The sequence below is a fragment of the Povalibacter sp. genome (genome assembly GCF_036735925.1).
Taxonomy (GTDB): Bacteria; Pseudomonadota; Gammaproteobacteria; order Steroidobacterales; family Steroidobacteraceae; genus Steroidobacter.
The window spans coordinates 34,455-55,479 of record NZ_DAINNK010000027.1 but is presented as its reverse complement, the minus strand read 5'-3'; the positions used below and the strand labels follow the sequence as shown (position 1 = coordinate 55,479).

Genomic DNA, 21,025 nt, shown 5'->3' with positions numbered 1-21,025 from the left:
GTCCGGTCGCGGGTTGCTTCTTGTGCCTCACGGAGTGGCGGCCAGCAGTTCGCAGTGGACGGCGTCAACGAGATTCCGGCTGCATTGGCGGCCGAGCTATCCGTACGGCTGGCGCTTGGTGTCAACCGCTCCATCGTCCAGCTCAATTCCGTGGGTCACACCGGCGCGGACGGCTTTCGGCGCCTGGCCCATCAAGCCCTGTTCAGCGGCACGGTAAACCCGGGGAGGTGCTATTTCGTGGTGGATGACTTCATCGGCCAGGGCGGTACCCTCGCCAATCTGATCGGTTATCTCCATTCCCAGGGCGGACAGGTATTGGGAGGAACGGTCTTGACCGGCAAACCGTACTCGGCAAAGCTGGCCCCGAACTTGGATCAGATCACGGGCCTGAGAACGAAACATGGGTCAACCCTCGAAAATTGGTGGCAGCAGAATTTCGGTTTCGGCTTCGAATGCCTTACCCGGTCGGAAGCTCGCTACCTCCAGAACACCCCGGATGCTGCAACCATTCGAAATAGACTTGTTGCGGCAGGACTTGCAGCAGGCTCTTAGGTTGCTCGGACAGGACGAGATCGACGACGCCCGCGCTTCGATGCGGGATCATGGGTTTGATCCCAAGGATTTCGAGATCACCACCCGACTTGATTCGCCGGACGCTGGCGTGCACCCGATTACCGGAACAGTAACGCTCATACGCAAAAGCAGCGGGCACTCCGTCACCTATCAAGCTGGTCACGGCACATCGTGGCCAGCTTCGTTTGATCGGGATCTGATGTCAGGCCGGTTTGGCCAAGGCAAATAGCTGCCCCCGAAGCACGAGCACCAATCTAATCTGCGTCGGCGCGCATGCTCACATCCGTGCTTCAACTCTCCGTTTTCCCTGTCACAGGTTGAAGAACGATGATGAGAAGCGTGCCGATCGGCCCCATCAACAGTGACAGCAGCCACCAATTCAGGCCGCTGCGCCCCTTGCTCTGAGCGAGTCCCGCGTTGGGGCGGGAGTGCTCGGCATGAGCGGGTTCGTCCGTGAACTTGTGTGCTTTGAAGAATGGCACAGGGCAGGCACCGGGAACATCCTGTTTGAGCAGACGAGGCATCCTTGCTTCCGCGGTGACCGTGAGTGGCGGAAGCATGTCAGCCCAGATGGCAGATGCGTTCGCGAGTATCTGGATATTTCAGCGAAAAATCCCGGAAGCCCGGCACGCCGCGCTCCGGCCCACTCGATTGGTCTGCCTCACTTCTGGAGCGTGGCGCGCAGAGTGGCTGTCGCTCGTGCATCTTCCGTGCGATACGGGAGCATCGCCATCGCACCGAGGAATGCATGCGGCACCGGAACCAGTTTCCTGGCACGCACCTTGTTGAGCGTGAGGCCGAACTCAATCTCCATCATCGTGACACTCGAAATCACCAGTAGTCTGGGTGATGTCGTCTTGATGCGATTGAGCGTACTGGCGTCGCCTTTGGCGAAATCACTTACCACGCATGTGTCGAGCAGGTACTTCAAGCCAGCGAATCCCGCGTCGGCGCCCTGAGCTTGCTCCGCGAATTTTCGAAGGGCTCAAATTGTACTCCCTGATGCTCAAGCACGGCCCGCGGCCATGTCGCTTCTGCTTCCTTGTCTATGAAGCTCTCGAGTGCTTGGCGGACCAGCCGATTGCGCGAAGTGCGCCGGGCTTTCGCCAGTCTGCCGAGGGAACAATGCTCCGACAGAACCGGTGACGTCCAGCCCAATCTCTTGCCGGATGCGAACACATTCACGCGCCGAGGCCAACAGCGTCTCCGCATCTGACCGGGAATGACGAGGCTGGAGATTGGATGGATTGAACGCGGAGTTCGAGAAGACGTTGGTTCCACTCTCAGCTGCGCCTGGAAGGATGCGAAGCAAATGCTGCCGCAGTTTCATCTCTTCGGCGTTGAGCTCAACTTCCAGCTTGTCGATACGGGATGTCTTCATGACGCATAGCTTAGATAGCTGTCGCCCAGTGCGGTGCTTTGCAAACCGCCACCGGTCATCACCCGGATTTCGATTGTCAGCCGCGGATCTCGGAACGCGACACCTTGCGGCAATCTGCGCTTTCGGACCCGTGCCGGCTCAACATCCAGCCGCGCGAGGACAGACTACTCCCCACCCACTGCGCGCTTGAGTTCCTTCGTCGGCGGATCCGCCAGCAGTTCGAGCTGGATCGACGAGTCCGATGCCGCGGGTGCTTCCGCTGGCGGCGCCTCGAATGGCAGCGATGCCTGGGGTGAGATTTCCTGCGGCTCGATGGCGAAATCGATCGTGGGCATCGACGCGACTTCGGTGGGCGCTGCGGCAGCCGCGGCTACGACCGGCTCGGTCGGCTTCGCAGCTTCCTCAACCTTTGCTGCGAAGACCGTGCCGTGCGAAGACCGGAAGACCGTGCCGGGGAAGACCGTGCCGGGAAGACCGTGCCGGGCCGGGATTTCGGGATTATCGAGGGAAGTAGCGCTGGATGGCCGCACGCAGACTGGATTCATCGCGCTGGAGCAGGCGGGCGACTTGCGAGAGCGATGCAATGCGCAGAGAGATCGCTTCGTAAGCGACCCATGCACGGGCCTTCGACAGATGGCGCTGTCTGCTGGGCGAAAGCAGCGATTCATGGCTGATCGAGAACTTGTGTGCTGCATCGTCCATGAGCTCGTGCAGCGTCTTGCGGGATTTTGCTTGCCATGCATCGCCCAAGAGTTTCCCGGCGAACTCATCACTGCCGAGAATTCGTCGATCATTTACATTGCATTCGTTGAGCGGTGAATGCACATCGGGGCATTCGCCGACAAAGCGATCGTACGCGGCAACGGCTTGCGCTCGGTTCGAGTGGAACATGGACAGAGCGAAATCAGTCGTAACCCACGGTTCAGTGCGGGTGCCGAGATAGGCATGGTGACTTGACCACCGGTACGCCTCCGCGGCATCAACCATTCGCGCACGCAGCGGGTTCAGATGGATGTAGCGAAGCAGCTCCAGCAGATACTCATCCGCATCGACGATGACCGGATGGTATCGCTTCTCGAACAGATGACCTGTCGTGTGGAGTTGGCGCTGAATGGCACGAGCGTATCGACCGGCGATCCGCAGCATCAGACGACCAAGCGGAACCTCACCCACCTGAATGAGCAGGTGAACATGGTTCGTCATCAGGCAATACGCATGCAGGCGCGTCGTGAATCGCTCGATCACCTCGGCGGCGATTTCGTTGAAGAGATCCCGATCCGCGGGTTTGAAGAAGATGTTCTGGCGATGATTGCCGCGCAGCGTGACATGGTAGAAAGCGCCAGGAACGTGCAGTCTGAGGGGGCGGGGCATCCTTGCTTCCGTAGTGGCCGTGGTCGCGCAAGCATGTCAGCCCGGATGGCAGATGCGTTCGCGAATATCTGGGTGTTTTCAGCGAATAATCCCGAATCCCGGCCCGGCACGTTACGCCCACGCGTTACGCCCCACGGCACGTTACGCCCCACCTTGTACTTTGCGCCGTGACGTCCAGCCTTGACGTCTCGAATTGCCTGCAGCAATTCCTCACCGGTGTTTCGCTTGGCATCCCGCGCCAACAGTTCTTTTTCACGACGTGGCATGGCCCATCTCCTCTGCGATCCTTCGCAAGCCATGCACGCCGCAACGGCCTATGCCGCCTGCAGAACAGCGCGCCTGACGGATTGCGGAAGTTCGGCTTCGACAAACATTCCCTCCGGATAAAGATAATCTTCACCAGATTCGTCCACGACCCGAAGCTGGCCGAGCTTTTGTGCCTTTGCATCCGGAATTGCTACGTAGATCTTCCGGCGCTCCAGGGAAACCTCATAACCGGAGTTATCAACGCAGATGACAAGACGTGCTGATTTGACCATGGCGCGATATCTACAGAATGTGTTTGATCTTGAACTCTTTTCGACCGATTCCGGTTGCCTCGTACCAATGAATTTCAGCCCGGACGATCTCCCGGTTGCCGAGGCGCACTTCGGCAACTCCCTTCCTCTTTCTCCAGCGACCTCGACCATACCGCTTTCGCAAGCGCGGCAGCTCACGAATTCCGGCGCTGGTCGCTATCGTCTCGATCTCCGTTATCGGTCCGATGATCTGGAGCTGCATGCGCGAATGTTTTCAAAGATTTAACCATCCGGCAACCGTCGGCATCTGGCACGCCGCTATTCCGATGAGCCCGCGACGCCCGTTTGTCGCGGGGTGATCGTGAGTAGCGGAAGCATGTCAGCCAAGACGGGACAGGCGATCATCAATATCTGAGGGAGTCAGCGAACAATCCCGAAATCCCGGCCCGGCACGTTGCGCGTGCGAGCCGATTGCGCGAAGTGCGCCGGGCTTTCGCCAGCCTGCCGAGACGCTCAGCCGTATCTTTGTCGACATAGACGTTGAAATTCATGCACGCTGCTCCGCGTATAACTGCAGCTCATGTTGTACAGGGCACACGGACAGGGAAATCTTGGACCTGGAATGTGCGGGATACGATGCCCGGTACCTATTTCCGTCGTACGGGGCAACCGTGAGTGGCGGGAACATGTCAGCCTTGACGGCGAGAGGTGCTCGCGAATATTTGGGTGATCCAGCGAATAATCCCGGGAGCCCGGCGCTGCGCCACGCGTGTTCATGACGCGAACTACATGCAAGCTACACCGCTATGCCTTCTCGTGCTTTCCGTGCTCCCGCATCAACTCGTCAAAGCGCACCCAGTTGATTCTGTAACCGTATTGAGCGTTCTTGGGAACCCAAACCATAGTTCCGTTCGACACCTTGAGCCTCCCGACCATCTCCCTATCTCTCTTGATTTTGAACTCCAGATCAGCCTTCCCCAGAGAGCGCTCCGGAATCGTGAAAGAAACATCGTGTTGTGCCACTTCTTGATCTCCTTTTGTCAGTTACCAACTCAATACATCGACCAGCGAAGCTGCGGAACCTCGCCTACCGGCGATCCTCACTCGCGAATCTGTGCCAGACCCACATCCAGCCGCGCGAGGACAACCTACTCCCCACCCACTGCGCGCTTGAGTTCCTTCGTCGGCGGATCCGCCAGCAGTTCGAGCTGGATCGACGAGTCCGATGCCGCGGGTGCTTCCGCTGGCGGCGCCTCGAATGGCAGCGATGCCTGGGGTGAGATTTCCTGCGGCTCGATGGCGAAATCGATCTCGGGCATCGACGCGACTTCGGTGGGTGCTGCGGCAGCTGCGGCTACGACAGGCTCGGTCGGCTTCGCAGCTTCCTCAACCTTCGCCGGCTCGGAAACCATCGCAACGATTTCAACTTTTTCCGGCACAGCCACGGCCGGCTTCTCGACCGCCGCCTGCGACGGATTGGTCTGCAGTTCTTCGGGCGTCAGCAGATCTTCCATTTCATCCGCGACGCCGCGCGCGCGTTCGTTCATCGCTGCTTTACCGGACGAATTCACGTTGGCCTGATCCGCTTCGAAGATTTCCAGCACGTCGCCCTCGCGCGGCGGCGGCGGCGCTTCGACGACCGGTGCCGGTTCCGGATCGGGCTTGTACTTCTTGTAAGCCACCTTCGACGCTTCAACGCGCGACTCGATCGAATCCGGATCGGCGAGCTCGGTGCTCGACACCAGATCGACGGTCTTGGACTTCGACTTCACGGCCGCGACGATCTGCATGTCCGGCGGCGGCGCAGGGATCGACGCATCGATCTCCTGCACCGGTACGGCGTCGGCGGCCAGCGCCTGACGTCCGACGGTGTCGAAATAGAGCTGCAGATATTTCTGCATCGAGCGCACCGGCACGAAGTGCGTCAGCGCATGCTTGCGTGCGCCCTGCGCCATGAACACGCGCTTGTCCGCAGGCAGTTGCATGATGCGGGTGATGCCGCGAATGAAGGCCGCGGGACTGCCCGGCTCGACGGCCACGCCGAACTGGCCGATGACTTCGCCCTGCGCGCCCATGCCGGTCGCGACACACGGAACGCCGCACTGCATCGCCATGACGAGGGTCATGCGACCGGCATCGCTCAGCGAACTGGAACAGGCGACATCGCAGGCGTTGAAGAACGAAGACAGGTCCGACCATTCACCGAGCAGGTGCGTGCGCGTGCCCATCGTGCCGCCGCCGACCAGCGCCATCAGCGGACCATTGCCCTTCTGCACGCCGTGACCGGCGAGCAGCAGCGCGATGTGCGGATTGGTCTTGACGAGTTCGCCGACCGCCTTGATCAGCGTCGGATGATCGTGCTGGGTCTGGAACGGCGCGACCATGCCGATGACGAAGGCTTCGCCGCCGAGACCGAGCTGTTCGCGCACTTTCTTGCGCGCGGCGAAGTCCGGTTTGAAACGCGTCGGATCGACGCCCGGCGGCACGACGACATGTCCGCCTTCAGGAAAGCCTGCGCGCCGGTGCAGCACGGCGGCTGCCTCGGAGGTATAGACGATGCGATCGGCCTTGGCCGAGAACTTCGCCAGCCACTTGAGTTTCTGGCGATCGATCAGGCCCGCGTTCTTGGGCAGCGGCGCGGTTTCGCCGACGCTCCACACGACTTTCGGATTCCATTCGCAGCGCGAACGCAACGTGAGCGCCGCGAGCTGCGCCGTATGGCCCCAGGCCTGGATCACATCGGGACGGAAGGCTTCGGTCGCTTCCTGCAGTTCGCCGAACGCGCCCCAGTTGAAACGCTTGCGCGACAGCGCGATGTCGTGAACCGGAATGCCCGACTGACGCAGCACCGCGCCCGCAGTGAAGCCCGGTGCGAGCGACACCACCTGCGTCTTCACTTTGTTCTTCGGCATGCGCGTCAGCAGCGGCATGAACAATGCCTGCTGGAGGGTGCCGCTGAGACCCGCGGAACTCACCAGGTGCATGACGCGCAGCGCTCGGAGATTGCCTTCGGACACGATGAACTACGATCGCTCTGAGATGGAACAAAATCGTAGCAGTAGTCGTAATCCCGACGGGCCGCGCGCCTCGCGAATTGTTAAACCGGCCACATTTCGCGGGTGACAAGAATTGGCACGTCGCGAAGTGGGTCACATGAAGTGCGGCAAAAGCCCGGGATGAAGAGGCCGCAAAGGACCGCGGTCTTTTGCGGCACTCTTCCTCTCATCTCGCCGCCCCCTCCACCCCCGGCTGACTCGTGACGCCGCCGATCAGCACCATCCGCATCGCCTCCTCCACCGACAACTGCGTCTCCTCGAGTTCCGATTTGTGCAGGTACAGCGTGTAGCCGCCGATCTGGTAGCTCATCGGAAAGTACACGGCGACGATGTCTTCGCTGGCGGCGCCGAAGAGTTTCGGATTCAGGTGATCCTCGGTGACGAAGCCGACCATTCGCGCGCTGCCGAATCGCCACAGCACGACGCGCTTGAGATCGCGTCCCTTGCCGCCGGCCGGCAGGAAGCGCGTGAAGTCCTTCAGCGCGCCGAAGATGGTCTTCACGATAGGAATGCGCGCCAGCAGCGACTCGCCGAAACGGAACAGGCGCCGCACCACGTACGCATCGACCAGCACGCCGACCAGCAGCACGAACAGGAAGGCGACCAGCAGACCGAGTCCGGGCCAGTAATGACCCCGCGGCAGCACGATGCGCAGCGGCCCGCTCAGCATCGATTCGGCCGTCGTCGCCAGCCAGTAGACGACATAGATGGTGAGGCCGACGGGCAGGATCGCCGCCACGCCCTTCAGAAACGTATTCCACAGACGACGCATGATGTCTCCGCCGTGTTGTCCGGCCACGATGAACGGCCCGGAGTATGAAGGCCGTGCGTGCCGAAAGAAATTCCGGCGCTGCGGTGAATGCGGCGTGACAGGCGGGCACGGCTCGATAACCTTCAGCGCGCCACCGCACGACGAACGATCTTGCCCGGACGATCCGTTAAGATGCCCGCGTCCCCGCTGTCGATTTCCTGCCGCATGCCTCATTTCGCGAACGCGCCGGCCCTGCTGCGAGCCGGCTTTCTCGCCATGGCCGCCGCCTGCCTCGTCTCTCCGTGCCTGGCGCGCGAGTCGCCGGCGTTGCCGCCGACGCTGACGCGGGCAATGCGGGAAGCGCGCATTCCCGAACGCAACATCAGCATCCATGTGCGCGATGCGGGCAGCGACCAGACCATCATCGATCTCAACGGCGATCAGCCGCGCAGTCCGGCATCGACGATCAAGGTGCTGACGACATTCGTCGCCCTGGACTCGCTCGGTCCGTCCTACACCTGGAAGACTCGCGTCTATCGCACCGGCCGGCTGGCGAATGGCGTGCTGGCGGGCGATCTGGTGCTGGTCGGCGGCGGCGATCCGTACATGACCAGCGAGCGCTGGTGGAGCTTCGTGCAGAGCCTGCGCGAGAGCGGCCTTACCCGCATCGACGGCGACATCGTCATCGACAACACCTATTTCGCGCCGATCGCCGGCAGCCGCGGCGACTTCGACGCCAAACCCTGGCACAGCTACAACGTGCTGCCCGATGCGCTGATGGTGAACTTCCAGACCTCGCGCTTCACGCTCACGGTGAATCCACAGCGCGCGCGACCGCAGATCGCGGTCAATCCGCTGCCCTCGAACCTGGTGGTGCAGAACCAGGCGCTCATCGGCCAGGGGCGCTGCGGCGGCTACAACTACGGCGTCACGTTCAATACGCCCGAGGACAAACCGGCGACGGTCGTCGTCGGCGGCACGCTACCCGCGGCCTGCGGCAGCTTCTCCATCAATCGCGCGATCATGACGGCACCGGAGTACGCCTATGGCACGTTCCGCACGCTGTGGGCGCAATCCGGCGGCACGATCGGCGGCGGATTGCGCGTTGCACCGCTGCCTGCCGACGCCACGCTGCTGTACACGCACGATTCGCTGCCGCTGCCGGAGATCATCCGGCTCGTGAACAAGTTCTCCAACAACGTCATGGCGCGGCACCTCCTGCTGACGCTCGGCGCGGAAAAATTCGGCGCGCCCGCCACGGCGCAGCACGGACGCGAGGCCGTGAGCCAGTGGCTCGCCGATCACGAGATCCGCATACCAGGGCTCGCGCTCGACAACGGTTCCGGACTGTCGCGCGAAGAGAGAGTCACAGCGCGCGGCATGGCGGAGATGCTCGACGTGGCCTGGCACAGCCCGTTTATGCCGGAATTCGCCGCGTCGTTGCCGCTCTCGGCTGTCGACGGCACGCTGCGCAATCGCTTCCGCGCCGCCGGCATGCAGGGACGCCTGCGCCTGAAGACCGGACGCATCGACGATGTCAGCGGGCTCGCCGGTTTCGTCAATGCGGCCTCCGGAAAAACGTACGTCGTCGTCATCCTGATCAATCATCCCGGCACCCAGAACGGCAGCGCCGACATCGTTCAGACCGAACTCATCCGCTGGGTGTTCGCACAATGACCCCGGTCTCCCTGTGGGGCCGGCTTCAGCCGGCCTGTGCTGCGTAGATTGCTTCGGCTGTCGCGGCCGGCTGAAGCCGGCCCCACAGGAAGACAGGTCCCACAGGAAAGACACGCTCCACAGAAGAGCGGCCCGCGGGTGCTGTAGTTCCTTTTCCGGTGCATCGTGTTGCATGCACGCAGCGGTTTCGACGTCTGCATTTTTCGCGGCTTTTCTCCGGAACTGACGCAACGTCGACGCGTTGTGCCTGCACGCTCGGTGGAGTGCACGCCACTGATCCGCATTCCCTTCATTGATGCAGGAGATGATTTCATGAACCGATTGATAACTGCAGCAACGCTGCTTGCATTGTCCGGCGCGTGGACGGCCGCGAATGCCGAGAATGAAAGCGGCTTCTATGTCGGCGGCGGTGTCGGTCAATTCAACGTGCAGATCGACGACATCGACGATACCGACGAGGCCATCGAGCGCCTCGACGACGACGATACGTCGTGGAAAGCCTTCGTCGGCTATCGCTTCAATCCCTATCTGTCGCTCGAAGCCGCCTACATCGATTTCGGCGGACCGTCCGACAGCATCGACGCCTCCGGATCGAGCGGCGATTACAAAGTCGAAGCGAGCGGCTTCGCGCCGTACGTGATCGGCACCTTGCCGCTCGGACCGGTCGAACTGTTCGCCAAGGTCGGTTACTACTTCTACGACGTCGACCTGAGCGTCGATCTCGATGATCTGGGCGGTGACGTGTTCCGGTCGAGCAGCAGCGAAGAAGATCTGCTGTACGGCGCCGGCGTCGGCATGACGTTCTTCGAACATCTGCACGCCCGACTCGAATACGAAAAGATCGACTCGGATGTGCTCGACGACGCCGACGCGATCTGGCTGTCGGGTGCGTGGCGGTTCTGAGCGCCGGTGGACTTGGACTTCTGTGGGGCCGGCTTCAGCCGGCCTCCGGAAGTCAGGCTGTGACCGAAGGGAATCCCGCGGGAAAGCCTGACCTACAGGAAGAGTTGAAGAGATCACTCCCGCCGCGTAAACCCGCGACACACCACGGCCAGCTTGTTGCCGTCCGGATCGCGCACGTAGGCCGCATAGAAATCCGCGTTGTACGCCCGCAGACCGGGCTCGCCTTCCGCCTCACCGCCATTCGCCAGTGCAGCGGCGAAAAACTCATCGACCTGTCGCCACGACGTGGCACGCAACGCCACCATCGTGCCGTTGCCGACAGAAGCAGCATGGCGATCGAACGGACGACACAGCCAGAGCGCATCCTGTCGTCGGCCTTCGTCGTCGTAGATGCCCCATCCGACCCAGTCTTCCCATCCGGCTTCCGCAGACGTATCGCAGCGGGCATAGCCCAGCGTCGCCATCACGGGATCGTAGAAACGACACGCACGTTCCATGTCGTTGGTACCGAGGCAGATATAGGCGAAGACGCTCATGTCTCGAATCTCACATCGCCGATCCAGTGACGCGCACCGACAGCCGCAGCGGCATGCGACGTGCGCCCCAGGTACCCGGCGCTGCGGCGAACACGCCGAGCAACGGAGTATGACAGTCGAGACATTGCCCGCGGTCATCCAGATGCCATTCGCCGAGTTCGTACCAGTCGCGCTCGATGAGGCGCGTACCGCAGCCGCTGCAGTAGGTACTCGAGCCGACCGGATCGTGCACGTTGCCGGTGTAGACATAGCGCAGGCCGTTGCGCATCGCTATGGCGCGTGCGCGGGTCAATGTGGCAGGCAGCGTGGGCGGTTTGTCGCGCATCTTCCAGTCGGGATGGAATGCCGTGAAATGCAGCGGCACGTCCGGACCGAGCCGGTCGCGGATCCACTGCGTCATCTCGTCGATCTCGCGATCGGAGTCGTTCTCTTCAGGAATGAGCAAGGTCGTGATCTCGAACCAGACGTTCGTGTGCTTCAGGTACTCGAGCGTTTCCAGCACGGCCTGCAGTTCGGCGCCGCAGATCTTGCGATAGAAACTTTCGGTGAAGCCCTTCAGATCGACGTTCGTCGCATCCATGTGGCGATAGAACTCGGCGCGCGGCGCATCGCACATGTAACCGGCGGTCACGGCCACGCTGCGAATGCCCTGCTCGCGACAGGCATCGGCCACGTCGACGGCGTACTCCATGAAAATGACGGGATCGTTGTAGGTGAACGCGACGCTGGCGCAGCCTGCAGCCTTGGCGGCATCGGCCAGCATCTGCGGCGTCGCTCGATCGGCGAGCGTGTCCATCTCACGCGACTTGCTCATGTCCCAGTTCTGGCAGAACTTGCAGGCCAGGTTGCAGCCCGCCGTGCCGAACGACAGCACCGAGGTGCCCGGCAGGAAATGATTCAGTGGTTTCTTTTCGATGGGATCGATGCAGAAACCGCTCGAGCGGCCGTACGTATAGAGCCGCACTTCTCCCTGCTCGATGCCGCGCACGAAACACAGGCCGCGCTGGCCTTCGTGCATCCTGCAGGCGCGCGGACAGACATCGCACTGCACCCGACCATCGTCGAGCACGTGCCAGTAGCGGGTGGGATGAGCGTCGCTTTTCATCGGGGAGGCGCGGGCGTATATAGCCGATCATGCGCGCCGCATCGGAAAAGACAAGCACGCGACCGGCCGCGGTCGCCGGCCTCTTCTATCCCGGCGATGCCGGCGAATTACGCGATGTGGTGAACCGGTATCTGCAGGACGCGCCCGCAGACTCCCTACGTACGCCACCGAAGGCCCTGATCGTGCCGCACGCGGGCTACATCTATTCCGGCTCCGTGGCAGCCGCGGCCTACGCGTTCATCGCCGCCCGTCGCGAAACGATCCGCCGCGTCGTGCTGCTGGGGCCGAGTCATCGCGTGTACTTGCACGGTCTCGCAGTACCGCGCGCCGACGCCTTCGCGACGCCGCTCGGCGAGGTGCGCATCGATCGCGAACAGCGCGCGGCACTCATCGCCAGCGGTGAGGTGATGTCGGCAGATGCGCCGCACGCGCAGGAACACAGCCTCGAAGTGCAACTGCTCTTCCTGCAGATGCTGCTCGACGATTTCGAACTGCTGCCGCTCGTTGCAGGAAACGCCGCGCCGGATCATGTTGCCGCAGTGCTGGAACGCTGCTGGGGCAGCGACGACACGCTGGTGCTGATCAGCTCCGACCTCAGTCACTATCACGACTACGCGACGGCGCAGCACCTCGATGGCGAAACCAGCACCCTGATCCTGCGCAAGTCGCCGACGCTCGTCGGCGAACAGGCCTGCGGTGCCGTATGCATCAATGGTCTGCTGCATCTGTCAGGCCAGCGGCACCATGCACTGTCGCAGATCATGCGATTGAATTCCGGCGACACCGCCGGCGACCGGCAACGCGTCGTCGGCTATGGCGCCTTCGCCGTACACGAACCGGCGCATGCTTGATCCGTCGCAACGGCACGCGCTGCTGACACTGGCCCGTCAGTCCATTCTTGCCGGCCTGCGCGAACAACGCCGCGTCCCCTGTCCGGACCTGGATCACGATGGCGTTCTCGATACGGCACGCGCGAGTTTCATCACGCTGCGTACCAGCGGCAATCTGCGCGGCTGCTGCGGCACGCTCGAACCCCAGGGCACGCTGGCCGAAGGCGTGTGGCGCAATGCGTGGTCGTCGGCTTTCGCCGATCCGCGCTTCGCGCCGCTGCAGGCGTCGGAATATCCCGACCTCGACGTGCATATCTCGATCCTGAGTCCACTCGAACCGCTGCCGGCCCTGACCGAGGACGAATTGCTGCAGACGATCCGCCCCGGCATCGACGGGCTGCTGCTGCGCAGGGCGAACGCGCAGGCCACCTTTCTGCCGGCCGTCTGGGAACAGCTGCCGGACGCGGGAGAATTCCTGCGACAACTGAAGATGAAGGCAGGCTGGTCGGCGGATTTCTGGTCCGACGATATTCGTGCGTGGCGTTATACGGCGGAGAGTTTCGGCGAGCAGCGATCAGCTTGAGCACGGACCTGAGACAAGGTTTCCAATAAAAAACTCAGGGTTTACAATAAAAACAGCAAGGTTTCCAATCAAAGGCGGCCGGATGGTCAAGGCAGTCCGCTCTCGCGGCGAAGATGTACGGCGTTTTCTGCTCGAGCACATCGACGTACACGCAGGCGACATCGCACCCTTTGCGGCGAAGCAGCTCGGCATTACACGTCAGGCTGTCGGCAAGCATCTACGACGGTTGCTGGAAGAAGGTGCGATTACCCAGACAGGTGAAACCCGTGCCCGCAGATACGCGCTTGCCACTGTGTCCGAATGGACCAGGCGCTATCGACTTGGCGATTCGCCCGCCGAGGATGTCATCTGGCGCAAAGACGTCGAGCCTGTGATCGGCACATTGCCCGATAATGTTTCGCGCATCTGGCACATCGGCTTCACCGAGATGTTCAACAATGCGATCGACCACTCGGAAGGCACGATCATCACGTTACGCATCGACAAGACCGCAGTGAGCACGGCGATGCTGGTGACAGACAACGGCGTAGGCATCTTCCGGAAGATCCAGGGCGCACTCGGATTGCTGGACGAACGACATGCGGTCCTCGAACTCGCGAAGGGAAAGTTGACGACCGACCCGGCCCGGCACAGTGGCGAGGGTATCTTCTTCACCTCGCGCATGTTCGATGACTTCCGGATTCTTTCCGGCGGCGTCTATTTCGATCACAAGTACGGCACCAACGAGGACTGGATACTCGAGCCCAATTCACCGAAGAAGGGCACCACGGTCTGGATGGAACTCAGCAACCACACCGCCAGATCGTCCGCAAAGGTCTACGCGAAGTTTGCCAGCGCGACTGGCGAGCACGATTTCGGCAAGACGATCGTGCCAGTCGATCTTGCCCGCTACGGCGACGAAAACCTCGTCTCCCGGTCGCAGGCGAAGCGGGTACTCGCCCGTGTCGACATGTTCAAGGTCGTGATTTTCGACTTCGCGCACGTCCCTGCCATTGGTCAGGCATTCGCCGACGAAATATTCCGCGTCTTCGCGCTACAGCATCCGCTGATCGAGATCCACGCCATCAACGCGAACGCGGAAGTACGATCCATGATCGAGCGCGCTACCGCGCGCTGATCTCCACGTCAGAAGCTGTACGTCACGCCGAGCGACACACTATTCGCATCGGAATCGCCGAGCGTGATGCGCTCGTATTCCAGTCGCAGCGCCAGGCGCGCGTATCGGTATTGCGCGCCGGCACCGTAGACGACGTCCACGTCGTCATCGCTGCCGCGCGCGATGGTGACGGGGCCGTCGGCGATCTTCGCGTCGGCGTCCCAGTAGTTCGCGCCGAGGCGCGCGAACAGGTCGAAGTCGCCGAGCGGCCAGAATCCCAGCGCCGCCAGCTGCGTCGAACGGACTTCGGCCGATAGCTCCGTCGGGCAGGGAAAGCCGACCGCCGCGACGCATACGATGCTGGTATGGCTGCTCGCACCACCGAGATCCGCGTGACTTGCTTCGAGCGCGAACCAGCGGACGGGACGCCAGCCGATCAGCACCTTGTAGCCCTGATCCTCATCGTCGACGTCGACGATCGACGCGTTCGAGCCGATGCCCCAGTCATGATCGAACTTCGTGTGAACGAACGACGCACCGGCGTACAACGTCGCCTCGTGCGCGGGCAGATCGCCGGCGGACAGATCGGCACACCAGCCGGCCGTCAGCAGACCGGCAGCAGCGACGATGAGCACAGGCGAGCGGCGCGTGAACGTACGTGCAGCAACGGAAATCATTGCGAGGTTCCTGTATCGGTGACGACCCGCGGATTGCGGTGAAACCATGCTAGTGGGCCGGCGGCGCGGAAACTGTCGCGCCTTTGTTAGCGCACGCCGGGAAATTCGCCGGATTTGTACAGTCTGTTACGAGGGCCGAAGGCGGAAGGCCTGTCGGCAATGCACCGGCGCACGACACATTCGGATGCACGCTGTGCGTCCATTCCGTCTGTTCGGACGCGTCCGCAGCCGTCGAAGCGAATTAGACTGCGCAGCTCGCCGCGACGGGCGCGCGGATCGTCATCGGCTTTCATGCAGGACGCTGTGCTCATGTCCACGATCACCATTCCGGGTTATCGCATCGAACGCAGGCTGGGTCAGGGCGGCATGGCCACCGTGTACCTGGCGATCCAGGAAAGCTTCGGGCGCGAAGTCGCACTCAAGGTCATGTCGCCGCTGCTGAACTCGGATCCGACGTTCGCGACCCGGTTCATGCGCGAGGCACGCATCGTCGCGCACATGCATCACGCTTCGATCGTCCCGGTCTTCGATGTCGGCGAGCGCAAGCCGCATCACTATCTGTCGATGGAATATCTGCCGGGCGGCGATCTGAAGCAGCGCATCCTGCACGGGCGCGGCGGCGCGGATCTGCTCGAAGACATCTGTCGTGCGCTGTGCCCAGCGCTCGACCTGGCGCATCGCAAAGGCTTCATCCATCGCGACATCAAGCCGGAGAACATTCTTTTTCGCGAAGACGGCACGCCGGTCCTGACGGATTTCGGCATCGCGCGCGCCGTCGACAGCGGCACGTCGCTCACCATGGCCGGCATGTTCGTGGGCACGCCGAGCTACATGAGTCCCGAGCAGGTGAAGGGACAGGAACTCGACGGCCGCTCGGACCTGTATTCGCTCGGCATCGTCTGCTACGAAATCCTCACCGGCACCCTGCCCTTCCGCGCCGACTCGTCGTTGTCCGTCGCGCTCAAGCATCTGAGCGAACCGTTGCCGACGCTGCCGGCGAAGCTGGCGAGCTATCAGCCGTTCCTCGATCGTCTGACCGCGAAGGAACGCACCGACCGCTTTGCAAACGGCGCGGATGTGCTGCGTGCCCTGCGCTCGGCCGATCCGCGCCGGCGCGCCTCCGATGTCACGCTGTTGCGCGAGATGCCGGAAGCGCTGCGAACGCAGGCGAACGCGGGCGCGTTGCCGACTGCCCGGAAGGCGGCGCTGCGTTTCGCTTCGCTGATGAAGGAGCAATGGGCGAAACGACCCGCGCTGCCGCGCATCACGATCTCGCGCAAACCCGTGATCGATCGGCGCATCGCATTGCACGTCGGCACTGGCATCGCCGCGGCCATGATCGTAGCCACGGGAATTCGCAGCCTGCGCGACGGCGAAGTCGAACCGGCGGTTGTCGAGGCAGCACAGCCCACGCCGGCGACTCCGGCTCCGCAAGAAATACCCGCGACTGCGCAGGTCGCGGACAGCGCGGGAATCGCGTCCGACACGCCGCCCGAACCGTCATCGGCTGCGATCGAGCCGCCGGATCCGGTCGCTGCCGCAGCGGAAGCCGCGCGACTGGCCGAGGCCCGCGCCGCGCGTCAGCGCGAGCTGGAGGAAAAGCGTCAGCGCGCAGCCGAGCAACAGGCGGCGGCGCAGCACGCACAACAGGAACGAATCCAGCAGCTGCTCGCCGAAGCGAAGGATCTGTACGCTCGCGGCGCCCTGGCGCTGCCGTCCGGCGCGAGCGCCGCCGATCGCTATCACGACGTGCTGCAGCTGCAACCCGATCAGCCGGAGGCGCGCGCTGGTCAACGACACATCGCCGATGTGCTGGCGAAGGAAGCGGAACATGCGCAGTCGGTGCGCGACGCCGATGCGCTGCGCAGCCTGATTCCGCAGATCGCATGGGTGCAGCCGGGTCATCCCAGCCTCGTGCGGTTGCAGAGCGGCCTGACGGAAATCGAAGCCGCGCCGGCGGAGTTGAGCCGGCGCGAGGCAGCGAACATCGAGAAGGCCGCGAAGCACGTCGCGAAGGCCTACAAGCATCTCGACCGCACGCCCTATGACCTGCGCGCGGCCGATGCAGCGACCGATGAGTACGATCGCGCCTCGTCCGCGGTGGCAACGGCGCCTGGACTGCCGGTGCTCAGAGAGCGACTGATCGCCTCGTACTCGCAGGCAGTGCGCACGGAGCTGAACGACGGCGACACGCGCAATGCGCTGCGCATGATCGAGTACGCCCGCAAGCGCAAATGGATGAGTCCGGACCTGGAGCGGCTGGAGACGAACATCCGGCAGGGAGCGGTGGCGGAGGCGTCCGGCGCGCGTTGATCGCGCATCTGGTTGGGCGAGAACCGTCCCTGGCTCTCACAGCGGGGCCGATCATGACCGCCGCCGGCCCGCCCGTCTGTATCGCCTTTGTAAAAACGTCAACGACACACGCGAATCCGACGCGTCGCGAAACGCCGCCGCAAGCCGTACATTTGCGTTACAAAGCGCGTGCGCCGACTCTGCGACAATGCCCGCACGTTAATAGTCCAATCGAGGATTGCAGGAACGCGCGATGAGCGGCAGCGGATACACAGCGGCATTCGGCCCGATCGCGGGTCTGCTGGCCATTGCGTTCTGCGCGCCGCTGCGAGCCGCACCTGTTCCCGGCAATTGCACGGCGCCGTCCGCCGAGTGTGTCGAAGTCGGCCAGCTCGACATCAGCGTGTCGCTCGGCGTGGGCTCGCGCTCCAATCCCGTCATGGGCGAATCCGACATTCCGCTGGTCGTGATTCCCCAGGTGAGCTACTACGGCAAGCGTTTCTTCCTCGAGAATCTCGATCTCGGCGTCACCCTGTACGAGGGTCGCTCCAACACCTTCAACCTGATCGCCTCGCCCGGCTACGACCGGGTGTTCTTCTATCGCGACGATCTGCAGAATTTCTTCGTGAGCGGCGCCACCGGCGCCGTGTCGCTGGCCGCGCCGACGGACAAGGAACTCGAACCCGCAGTGGAATTCGAAGTGCGCTCGCGACGCACGACGTATCTTGCCGGCCCTGAATGGCTGTTCCAGTACGGAAACATCGTCGGCCAGGTCGATGCCCTCTACGAAGTCACCGGACGCAACGACGGATACGAGGTGCGCGCCGCGGTCGCTGCCCCTATCATCCAGTCCGAACATTCACTGGTGGTCAGCGGCGGGCTGACCTGGAAAAGCGCCGAGATCGTCCACTATTACTATGGAGTCGATGGCCTCTATGAGCCGGGATCGGCCTTCAGTCCGTTCCTCAAGCTCGGTTACACGCGCGCGCTGTCCGATCGCTGGAGCATCAACGCGTTCGTCCATTACGAGCGTCTCGGCAGTGCCATCGCAGACAGTCCGATCGTATCCGACGACGGCGTTACGACAGCGTTTGTCGGTGTCGTGCTGCGGGTTCTTTAGCGCAATCGCCATCGCCCTGCTGGCCTGCGCCGGCGCAAGCGCCGCGACCAGCGTTCAGCACGACGACATCACGCTCGAACTGCAACCGCGCGTGTGCACGCTCGCGGCGGATGACGACACCTGCGATACGACGGTGCGCGCCCAGTGGCGCTCGCCGCGCAACGAGTCGCTGTGCCTGGTGATCGTCGACCGGCCGGACATCCAGCGCTGCTGGGAAGATTTCTCCAGCGGCGTCTACAACGTCGAGCTGTCGTTCAACCGGGATCTGACGGTGGAACTGCGCGACCCGCAGCTGCAGAAGGTGCTGGTGTCCGAAACGATCGCGGTGATCAGGCAGGCGCTGGAGCTGCGGCGCAAACGGCGACAGCCATGGAATCTTCTTTATTGAGTACGACAGAGAATGGCCGCAAAAAAGCGCAAAAGAACGCAGGTAGGAAAACCAGAACTTTTGCGCCTTTTTGCGGCCATTATCCCGCCCGCATGAACGCCGCCGCACAACCGTTGATCCTTCTGGTGGAAGACGACGCCCGCCTGGCCGAACTCGTCCGCACTTATCTGCACGACAATGGCTTCCTCGTCAGCATCGAGAATCGCGGCGATCGTGTGCTGGAACGCGTGGAGCGCGAACATCCCGACCTCGTGATTCTGGACATCGGGCTGCCGGCGCGCGACGGATTCGCCGTCTGCCGCGAACTGCGCGCCGTGTACAGCTCGCCGATCCTGATGCTCACCGCCCGCAACAGCGACATCGACCATGTCGTCGGCCTGGAACTCGGCGCCGACGACTACGTGATCAAGCCCGTGGAACCGCGCGTGCTGGTCGCCCGCATCCAGGCACTGTTGCGGCGCCGGCGTGCCGCGGAGTCCGCGGGCGGCAAGACGTTGCAGTTCGGCACGCTGTCCATCAACAGCGCGGCACGATCCGTCGTCCTCATGGATCAGCAGGTCGCGCTGTCGAGCAACGAGTTCGATCTGCTGTTCTTCCTCGCGACGCGCGCCGGTCAGATCCAGTCGCGCGAGACGCTGTACCAGCAGCTGTATCGTCGCGACTACGATGGTCTCGATCGCACGCTCGATGTGCGCATTTCCCATCTGCGCAGGAAACTCGGCGATACCGGCAATCCGGAGAAGATCAGAACCGTCTGGGGCCACGGCTACCTGTTCGTCTCCGACGCCTGGGGCGCGTCTTGAAAGCGGCAGCGTCGGCGCGCTTCTGATCCAATCGCATGGCGCGACACTTCCTGCAGCTCTACCTGCTGATCGTGGCGACGCTGGCCGCCGTCAGCTGGGGCCAGGAACGGCTGTGGCAGACCTATGCCGAGCGCAATCCCGCGGAAATCAGCGCCGAGAATCCCTCGCAGACGGCGTTGCTCGAAATCGTCGAGACACAACTGCGCGCGCTGCCGGCCGACCAGCGTCGATCCTTCGTGCGACAGCTCGCCCGCGACAGCGGCGTCGATCTCGAACTCTTCGATCTGCGCGATATCGCCGGCAAGGACACGCTCACGGATCTGGCGCGCGGCGACGTCGCCTACATGAGCGCGGCGAACGGTGAACGCTGGATGCTGAAGCAGGTCGACGGCGATCCCATCGTGCTCGCCTTCCGGCATCCGCCCGCGGAAGCGCGCCGCGGACCGGTCGACTGGGCGCTGGCCTTCGTTTTCTATGCGGCGATTGCGCTGGTGATCATGCTGTGGCTGTGGCCGCTGCGACGCGATCTGCAGCGCCTCGAGCGTGCCACCGGGACGTTCGGCGACCGCAACTGGATCTTCGATGCCGGCATCGGGCCGCGATCGCAGATCCATCCGCTGGCGCAGGCCTTTCGCCGCATGGCGGCGCGCATCGACGACCTGATCCGCTCGCACCAGGACATGTCGAATGCGATGTCCCACGAGATCAAGACGCCGCTGGCCCGCATGCGCTTCGAAGTCGAGGTCGCGCGCAGCACGACCGCCGACCCGAGGATGAAGCAGCATCTGAACAACCTCGATACCGACATCTCGGAACTCGATGCTTTCATCACGGCGACGCTCGATTACGCGATCCTGGAGCGCGCCGAAGTCGCGCTGAATCTGGCCGAGCATGACTTCACGGCCATGTTGCCGGCGGTCACGGAAGCGATTCGCAGCAGCAGCCGCACGACACTGCATCTGCGCTGCGAGGTCGATCCAGCCGCGACGCACGTACGATGTGATGCGCACCTGATGGAAACGGTGCTGCGGAATCTGGTGTACAACGCGCTGCGCCACGCCCGACGCGAAGTCGTGGTGCGTTTCGGGATCGCGCCGGAAGCACGTTATCGGCTCTGCGTGGAAGACGATGGTCCCGGCATTCCCGAAGCGGATCGCGAGCGCGTCTTCGAATCGTTCGTGCAGCTCGATCGCACGACGCCCCACAAGACGGGCTTCGGCCTGGGCTTGGCAATCGTCAGACGCATCGTCGAATGGCACGGCGGCGATGTCGGCGTCGATGCGTCGCCGCTGGGTGGGGCACGCTTCGTCGTGACGTGGAGACCGCCGGGGATGTCGGGCTGAAGCCTGTCCGCTCCGCCTGTGG

The 21,025-nt window shown here is 62.9% G+C and carries 25 protein-coding genes and 1 pseudogene; 11 read left to right on the top strand and 15 right to left on the bottom strand.

What is annotated here, in order from left to right:
- On the top strand, positions 1-552 hold a 552-nt coding region (locus V7D81_RS10490), incomplete at its 5' end, for a phosphoribosyltransferase (protein WP_324316385.1).
- A 311-nt stretch (positions 553-863) separates the two neighbouring features.
- On the opposite strand, the gene V7D81_RS10485 is transcribed toward V7D81_RS10490, so the two are convergent.
- The 12 genes and pseudogenes from V7D81_RS10485 to V7D81_RS10440 form a co-directional block, all read right to left on the bottom strand.
- Positions 864-1,097, bottom strand: a complete 234-nt coding sequence (locus tag V7D81_RS10485) for a hypothetical protein (protein ID WP_324316383.1) — start codon at positions 1,095-1,097, stop codon at positions 864-866.
- 137 nt (positions 1,098-1,234) lie between these two features.
- Positions 1,235-1,504, bottom strand: coding sequence for a hypothetical protein (locus tag V7D81_RS10480; RefSeq protein WP_324316381.1), 270 nt, complete (start codon positions 1,502-1,504; stop codon positions 1,235-1,237).
- A gap of 75 nt (positions 1,505-1,579) precedes the next feature.
- Complete coding sequence (locus V7D81_RS10475; protein ID WP_324316379.1) at positions 1,580-1,954, bottom strand: hypothetical protein; 375 nt, start codon at positions 1,952-1,954, stop codon at positions 1,580-1,582.
- A gap of 164 nt (positions 1,955-2,118) precedes the next feature.
- Entirely contained in the window at positions 2,119-2,289 is a 171-nt protein-coding gene (locus V7D81_RS10470) for a hypothetical protein (protein WP_324316377.1), read from the bottom strand.
- Positions 2,290-2,452: 163 nt separating this feature from the next.
- Complete coding sequence (locus V7D81_RS10465) at positions 2,453-3,325, bottom strand: REP-associated tyrosine transposase (RefSeq protein WP_324316375.1); 873 nt, start codon at positions 3,323-3,325, stop codon at positions 2,453-2,455.
- A 149-nt stretch (positions 3,326-3,474) separates the two neighbouring features.
- Positions 3,475-3,591, bottom strand: a pseudogene (locus V7D81_RS23250) (helix-turn-helix domain-containing protein); the annotation flags it as partial.
- 48 nt (positions 3,592-3,639) lie between these two features.
- Positions 3,640-3,864, bottom strand: coding sequence for a hypothetical protein (locus V7D81_RS10460; RefSeq protein ID WP_324316373.1), 225 nt, complete (start codon positions 3,862-3,864; stop codon positions 3,640-3,642).
- A gap of 10 nt (positions 3,865-3,874) precedes the next feature.
- Entirely contained in the window at positions 3,875-4,105 is a 231-nt protein-coding gene (locus tag V7D81_RS10455; protein ID WP_324316371.1) for a hypothetical protein, read from the bottom strand.
- A 142-nt stretch (positions 4,106-4,247) separates the two neighbouring features.
- Positions 4,248-4,394 carry a ribbon-helix-helix protein, CopG family gene (locus tag V7D81_RS23245; protein WP_442958345.1) on the bottom strand — a complete coding sequence of 49 codons (147 nt, stop codon included), beginning with the start codon at positions 4,392-4,394 and terminating at the stop codon, positions 4,248-4,250.
- A gap of 253 nt (positions 4,395-4,647) precedes the next feature.
- Complete coding sequence (locus V7D81_RS10450; RefSeq protein WP_324316369.1) at positions 4,648-4,866, bottom strand: hypothetical protein; 219 nt, start codon at positions 4,864-4,866, stop codon at positions 4,648-4,650.
- A 125-nt stretch (positions 4,867-4,991) separates the two neighbouring features.
- Entirely contained in the window at positions 4,992-6,860 is a 1,869-nt protein-coding gene (locus tag V7D81_RS10445; protein ID WP_324316368.1) for a glycosyltransferase, read from the bottom strand.
- 205 nt (positions 6,861-7,065) lie between these two features.
- Positions 7,066-7,671: a DUF502 domain-containing protein gene (locus V7D81_RS10440; RefSeq protein WP_324316366.1), complete on the bottom strand. Its 606-nt coding sequence runs from the start codon at positions 7,669-7,671 to the stop codon at positions 7,066-7,068.
- 204 nt (positions 7,672-7,875) lie between these two features.
- Here V7D81_RS10440 and dacB point away from each other — a divergent pair, with 204 nt between their 5' ends.
- Both dacB and V7D81_RS10430 read left to right on the top strand, forming a co-directional pair.
- The gene (gene dacB / locus V7D81_RS10435) at positions 7,876-9,327 is read left to right on the top strand and encodes a D-alanyl-D-alanine carboxypeptidase/D-alanyl-D-alanine endopeptidase (RefSeq protein WP_324316364.1); all 1,452 of its coding nucleotides are present in this window, start codon (positions 7,876-7,878) and stop codon (positions 9,325-9,327) included.
- Between the two features lie 312 nt (positions 9,328-9,639).
- A complete protein-coding gene (locus tag V7D81_RS10430) occupies positions 9,640-10,230 on the top strand; it encodes a porin family protein (RefSeq protein ID WP_324316361.1) in 591 nt (196 codons plus the stop codon).
- A gap of 113 nt (positions 10,231-10,343) precedes the next feature.
- On the opposite strand, the gene V7D81_RS10425 is transcribed toward V7D81_RS10430, so the two are convergent.
- Both V7D81_RS10425 and amrS read right to left on the bottom strand, forming a co-directional pair.
- Complete coding sequence (locus V7D81_RS10425) at positions 10,344-10,766, bottom strand: VOC family protein (RefSeq protein ID WP_324316359.1); 423 nt, start codon at positions 10,764-10,766, stop codon at positions 10,344-10,346.
- Between the two features lie 10 nt (positions 10,767-10,776).
- A complete protein-coding gene (gene amrS, locus V7D81_RS10420) occupies positions 10,777-11,871 on the bottom strand; it encodes an AmmeMemoRadiSam system radical SAM enzyme (RefSeq protein ID WP_324316357.1) in 1,095 nt (364 codons plus the stop codon).
- Positions 11,872-11,900: 29 nt separating this feature from the next.
- Between amrS and amrB the strand changes: the two genes are divergently transcribed.
- From amrB to V7D81_RS10405, 3 genes are all read left to right on the top strand, one after another.
- Positions 11,901-12,722 (top strand): AmmeMemoRadiSam system protein B, encoded by an 822-nt coding sequence (amrB, locus tag V7D81_RS10415; protein WP_324316355.1) that lies wholly within the window; start codon positions 11,901-11,903, stop codon positions 12,720-12,722.
- Complete coding sequence (gene amrA, locus V7D81_RS10410) at positions 12,715-13,284, top strand: AmmeMemoRadiSam system protein A (protein WP_324316353.1); 570 nt, start codon at positions 12,715-12,717, stop codon at positions 13,282-13,284. The genes amrB and amrA overlap by 8 nt, the downstream gene beginning before the upstream one ends.
- Positions 13,285-13,366: 82 nt before the next feature.
- Positions 13,367-14,401, top strand: coding sequence for an STAS-like domain-containing protein (locus V7D81_RS10405; RefSeq protein WP_324316351.1), 1,035 nt, complete (start codon positions 13,367-13,369; stop codon positions 14,399-14,401).
- 8 nt (positions 14,402-14,409) lie between these two features.
- On the opposite strand, the gene V7D81_RS10400 is transcribed toward V7D81_RS10405, so the two are convergent.
- Positions 14,410-15,057: an outer membrane beta-barrel protein gene (locus tag V7D81_RS10400; protein ID WP_324316349.1), complete on the bottom strand. Its 648-nt coding sequence runs from the start codon at positions 15,055-15,057 to the stop codon at positions 14,410-14,412.
- Positions 15,058-15,366: 309 nt separating this feature from the next.
- Here V7D81_RS10400 and V7D81_RS10395 point away from each other — a divergent pair, with 309 nt between their 5' ends.
- From V7D81_RS10395 to V7D81_RS10375, 5 genes are all read left to right on the top strand, one after another.
- Positions 15,367-17,370 carry a serine/threonine-protein kinase gene (locus V7D81_RS10395; protein WP_324316347.1) on the top strand — a complete coding sequence of 668 codons (2,004 nt, stop codon included), beginning with the start codon at positions 15,367-15,369 and terminating at the stop codon, positions 17,368-17,370.
- A 232-nt stretch (positions 17,371-17,602) separates the two neighbouring features.
- Complete coding sequence (locus V7D81_RS10390; RefSeq protein ID WP_324316345.1) at positions 17,603-18,469, top strand: MipA/OmpV family protein; 867 nt, start codon at positions 17,603-17,605, stop codon at positions 18,467-18,469.
- Complete coding sequence (locus tag V7D81_RS10385; RefSeq protein ID WP_324316343.1) at positions 18,447-18,857, top strand: DUF3019 domain-containing protein; 411 nt, start codon at positions 18,447-18,449, stop codon at positions 18,855-18,857. Before V7D81_RS10390 ends, V7D81_RS10385 begins: the two co-directional genes overlap by 23 nt.
- A 92-nt stretch (positions 18,858-18,949) precedes the next feature.
- Positions 18,950-19,660 (top strand): response regulator, encoded by a 711-nt coding sequence (locus V7D81_RS10380; RefSeq protein ID WP_324316341.1) that lies wholly within the window; start codon positions 18,950-18,952, stop codon positions 19,658-19,660.
- 35 nt (positions 19,661-19,695) lie between these two features.
- Positions 19,696-21,003 (top strand): ATP-binding protein, encoded by a 1,308-nt coding sequence (locus V7D81_RS10375; protein WP_324316339.1) that lies wholly within the window; start codon positions 19,696-19,698, stop codon positions 21,001-21,003.
- The last annotated feature ends 22 nt before the right edge of the window (positions 21,004-21,025 follow it).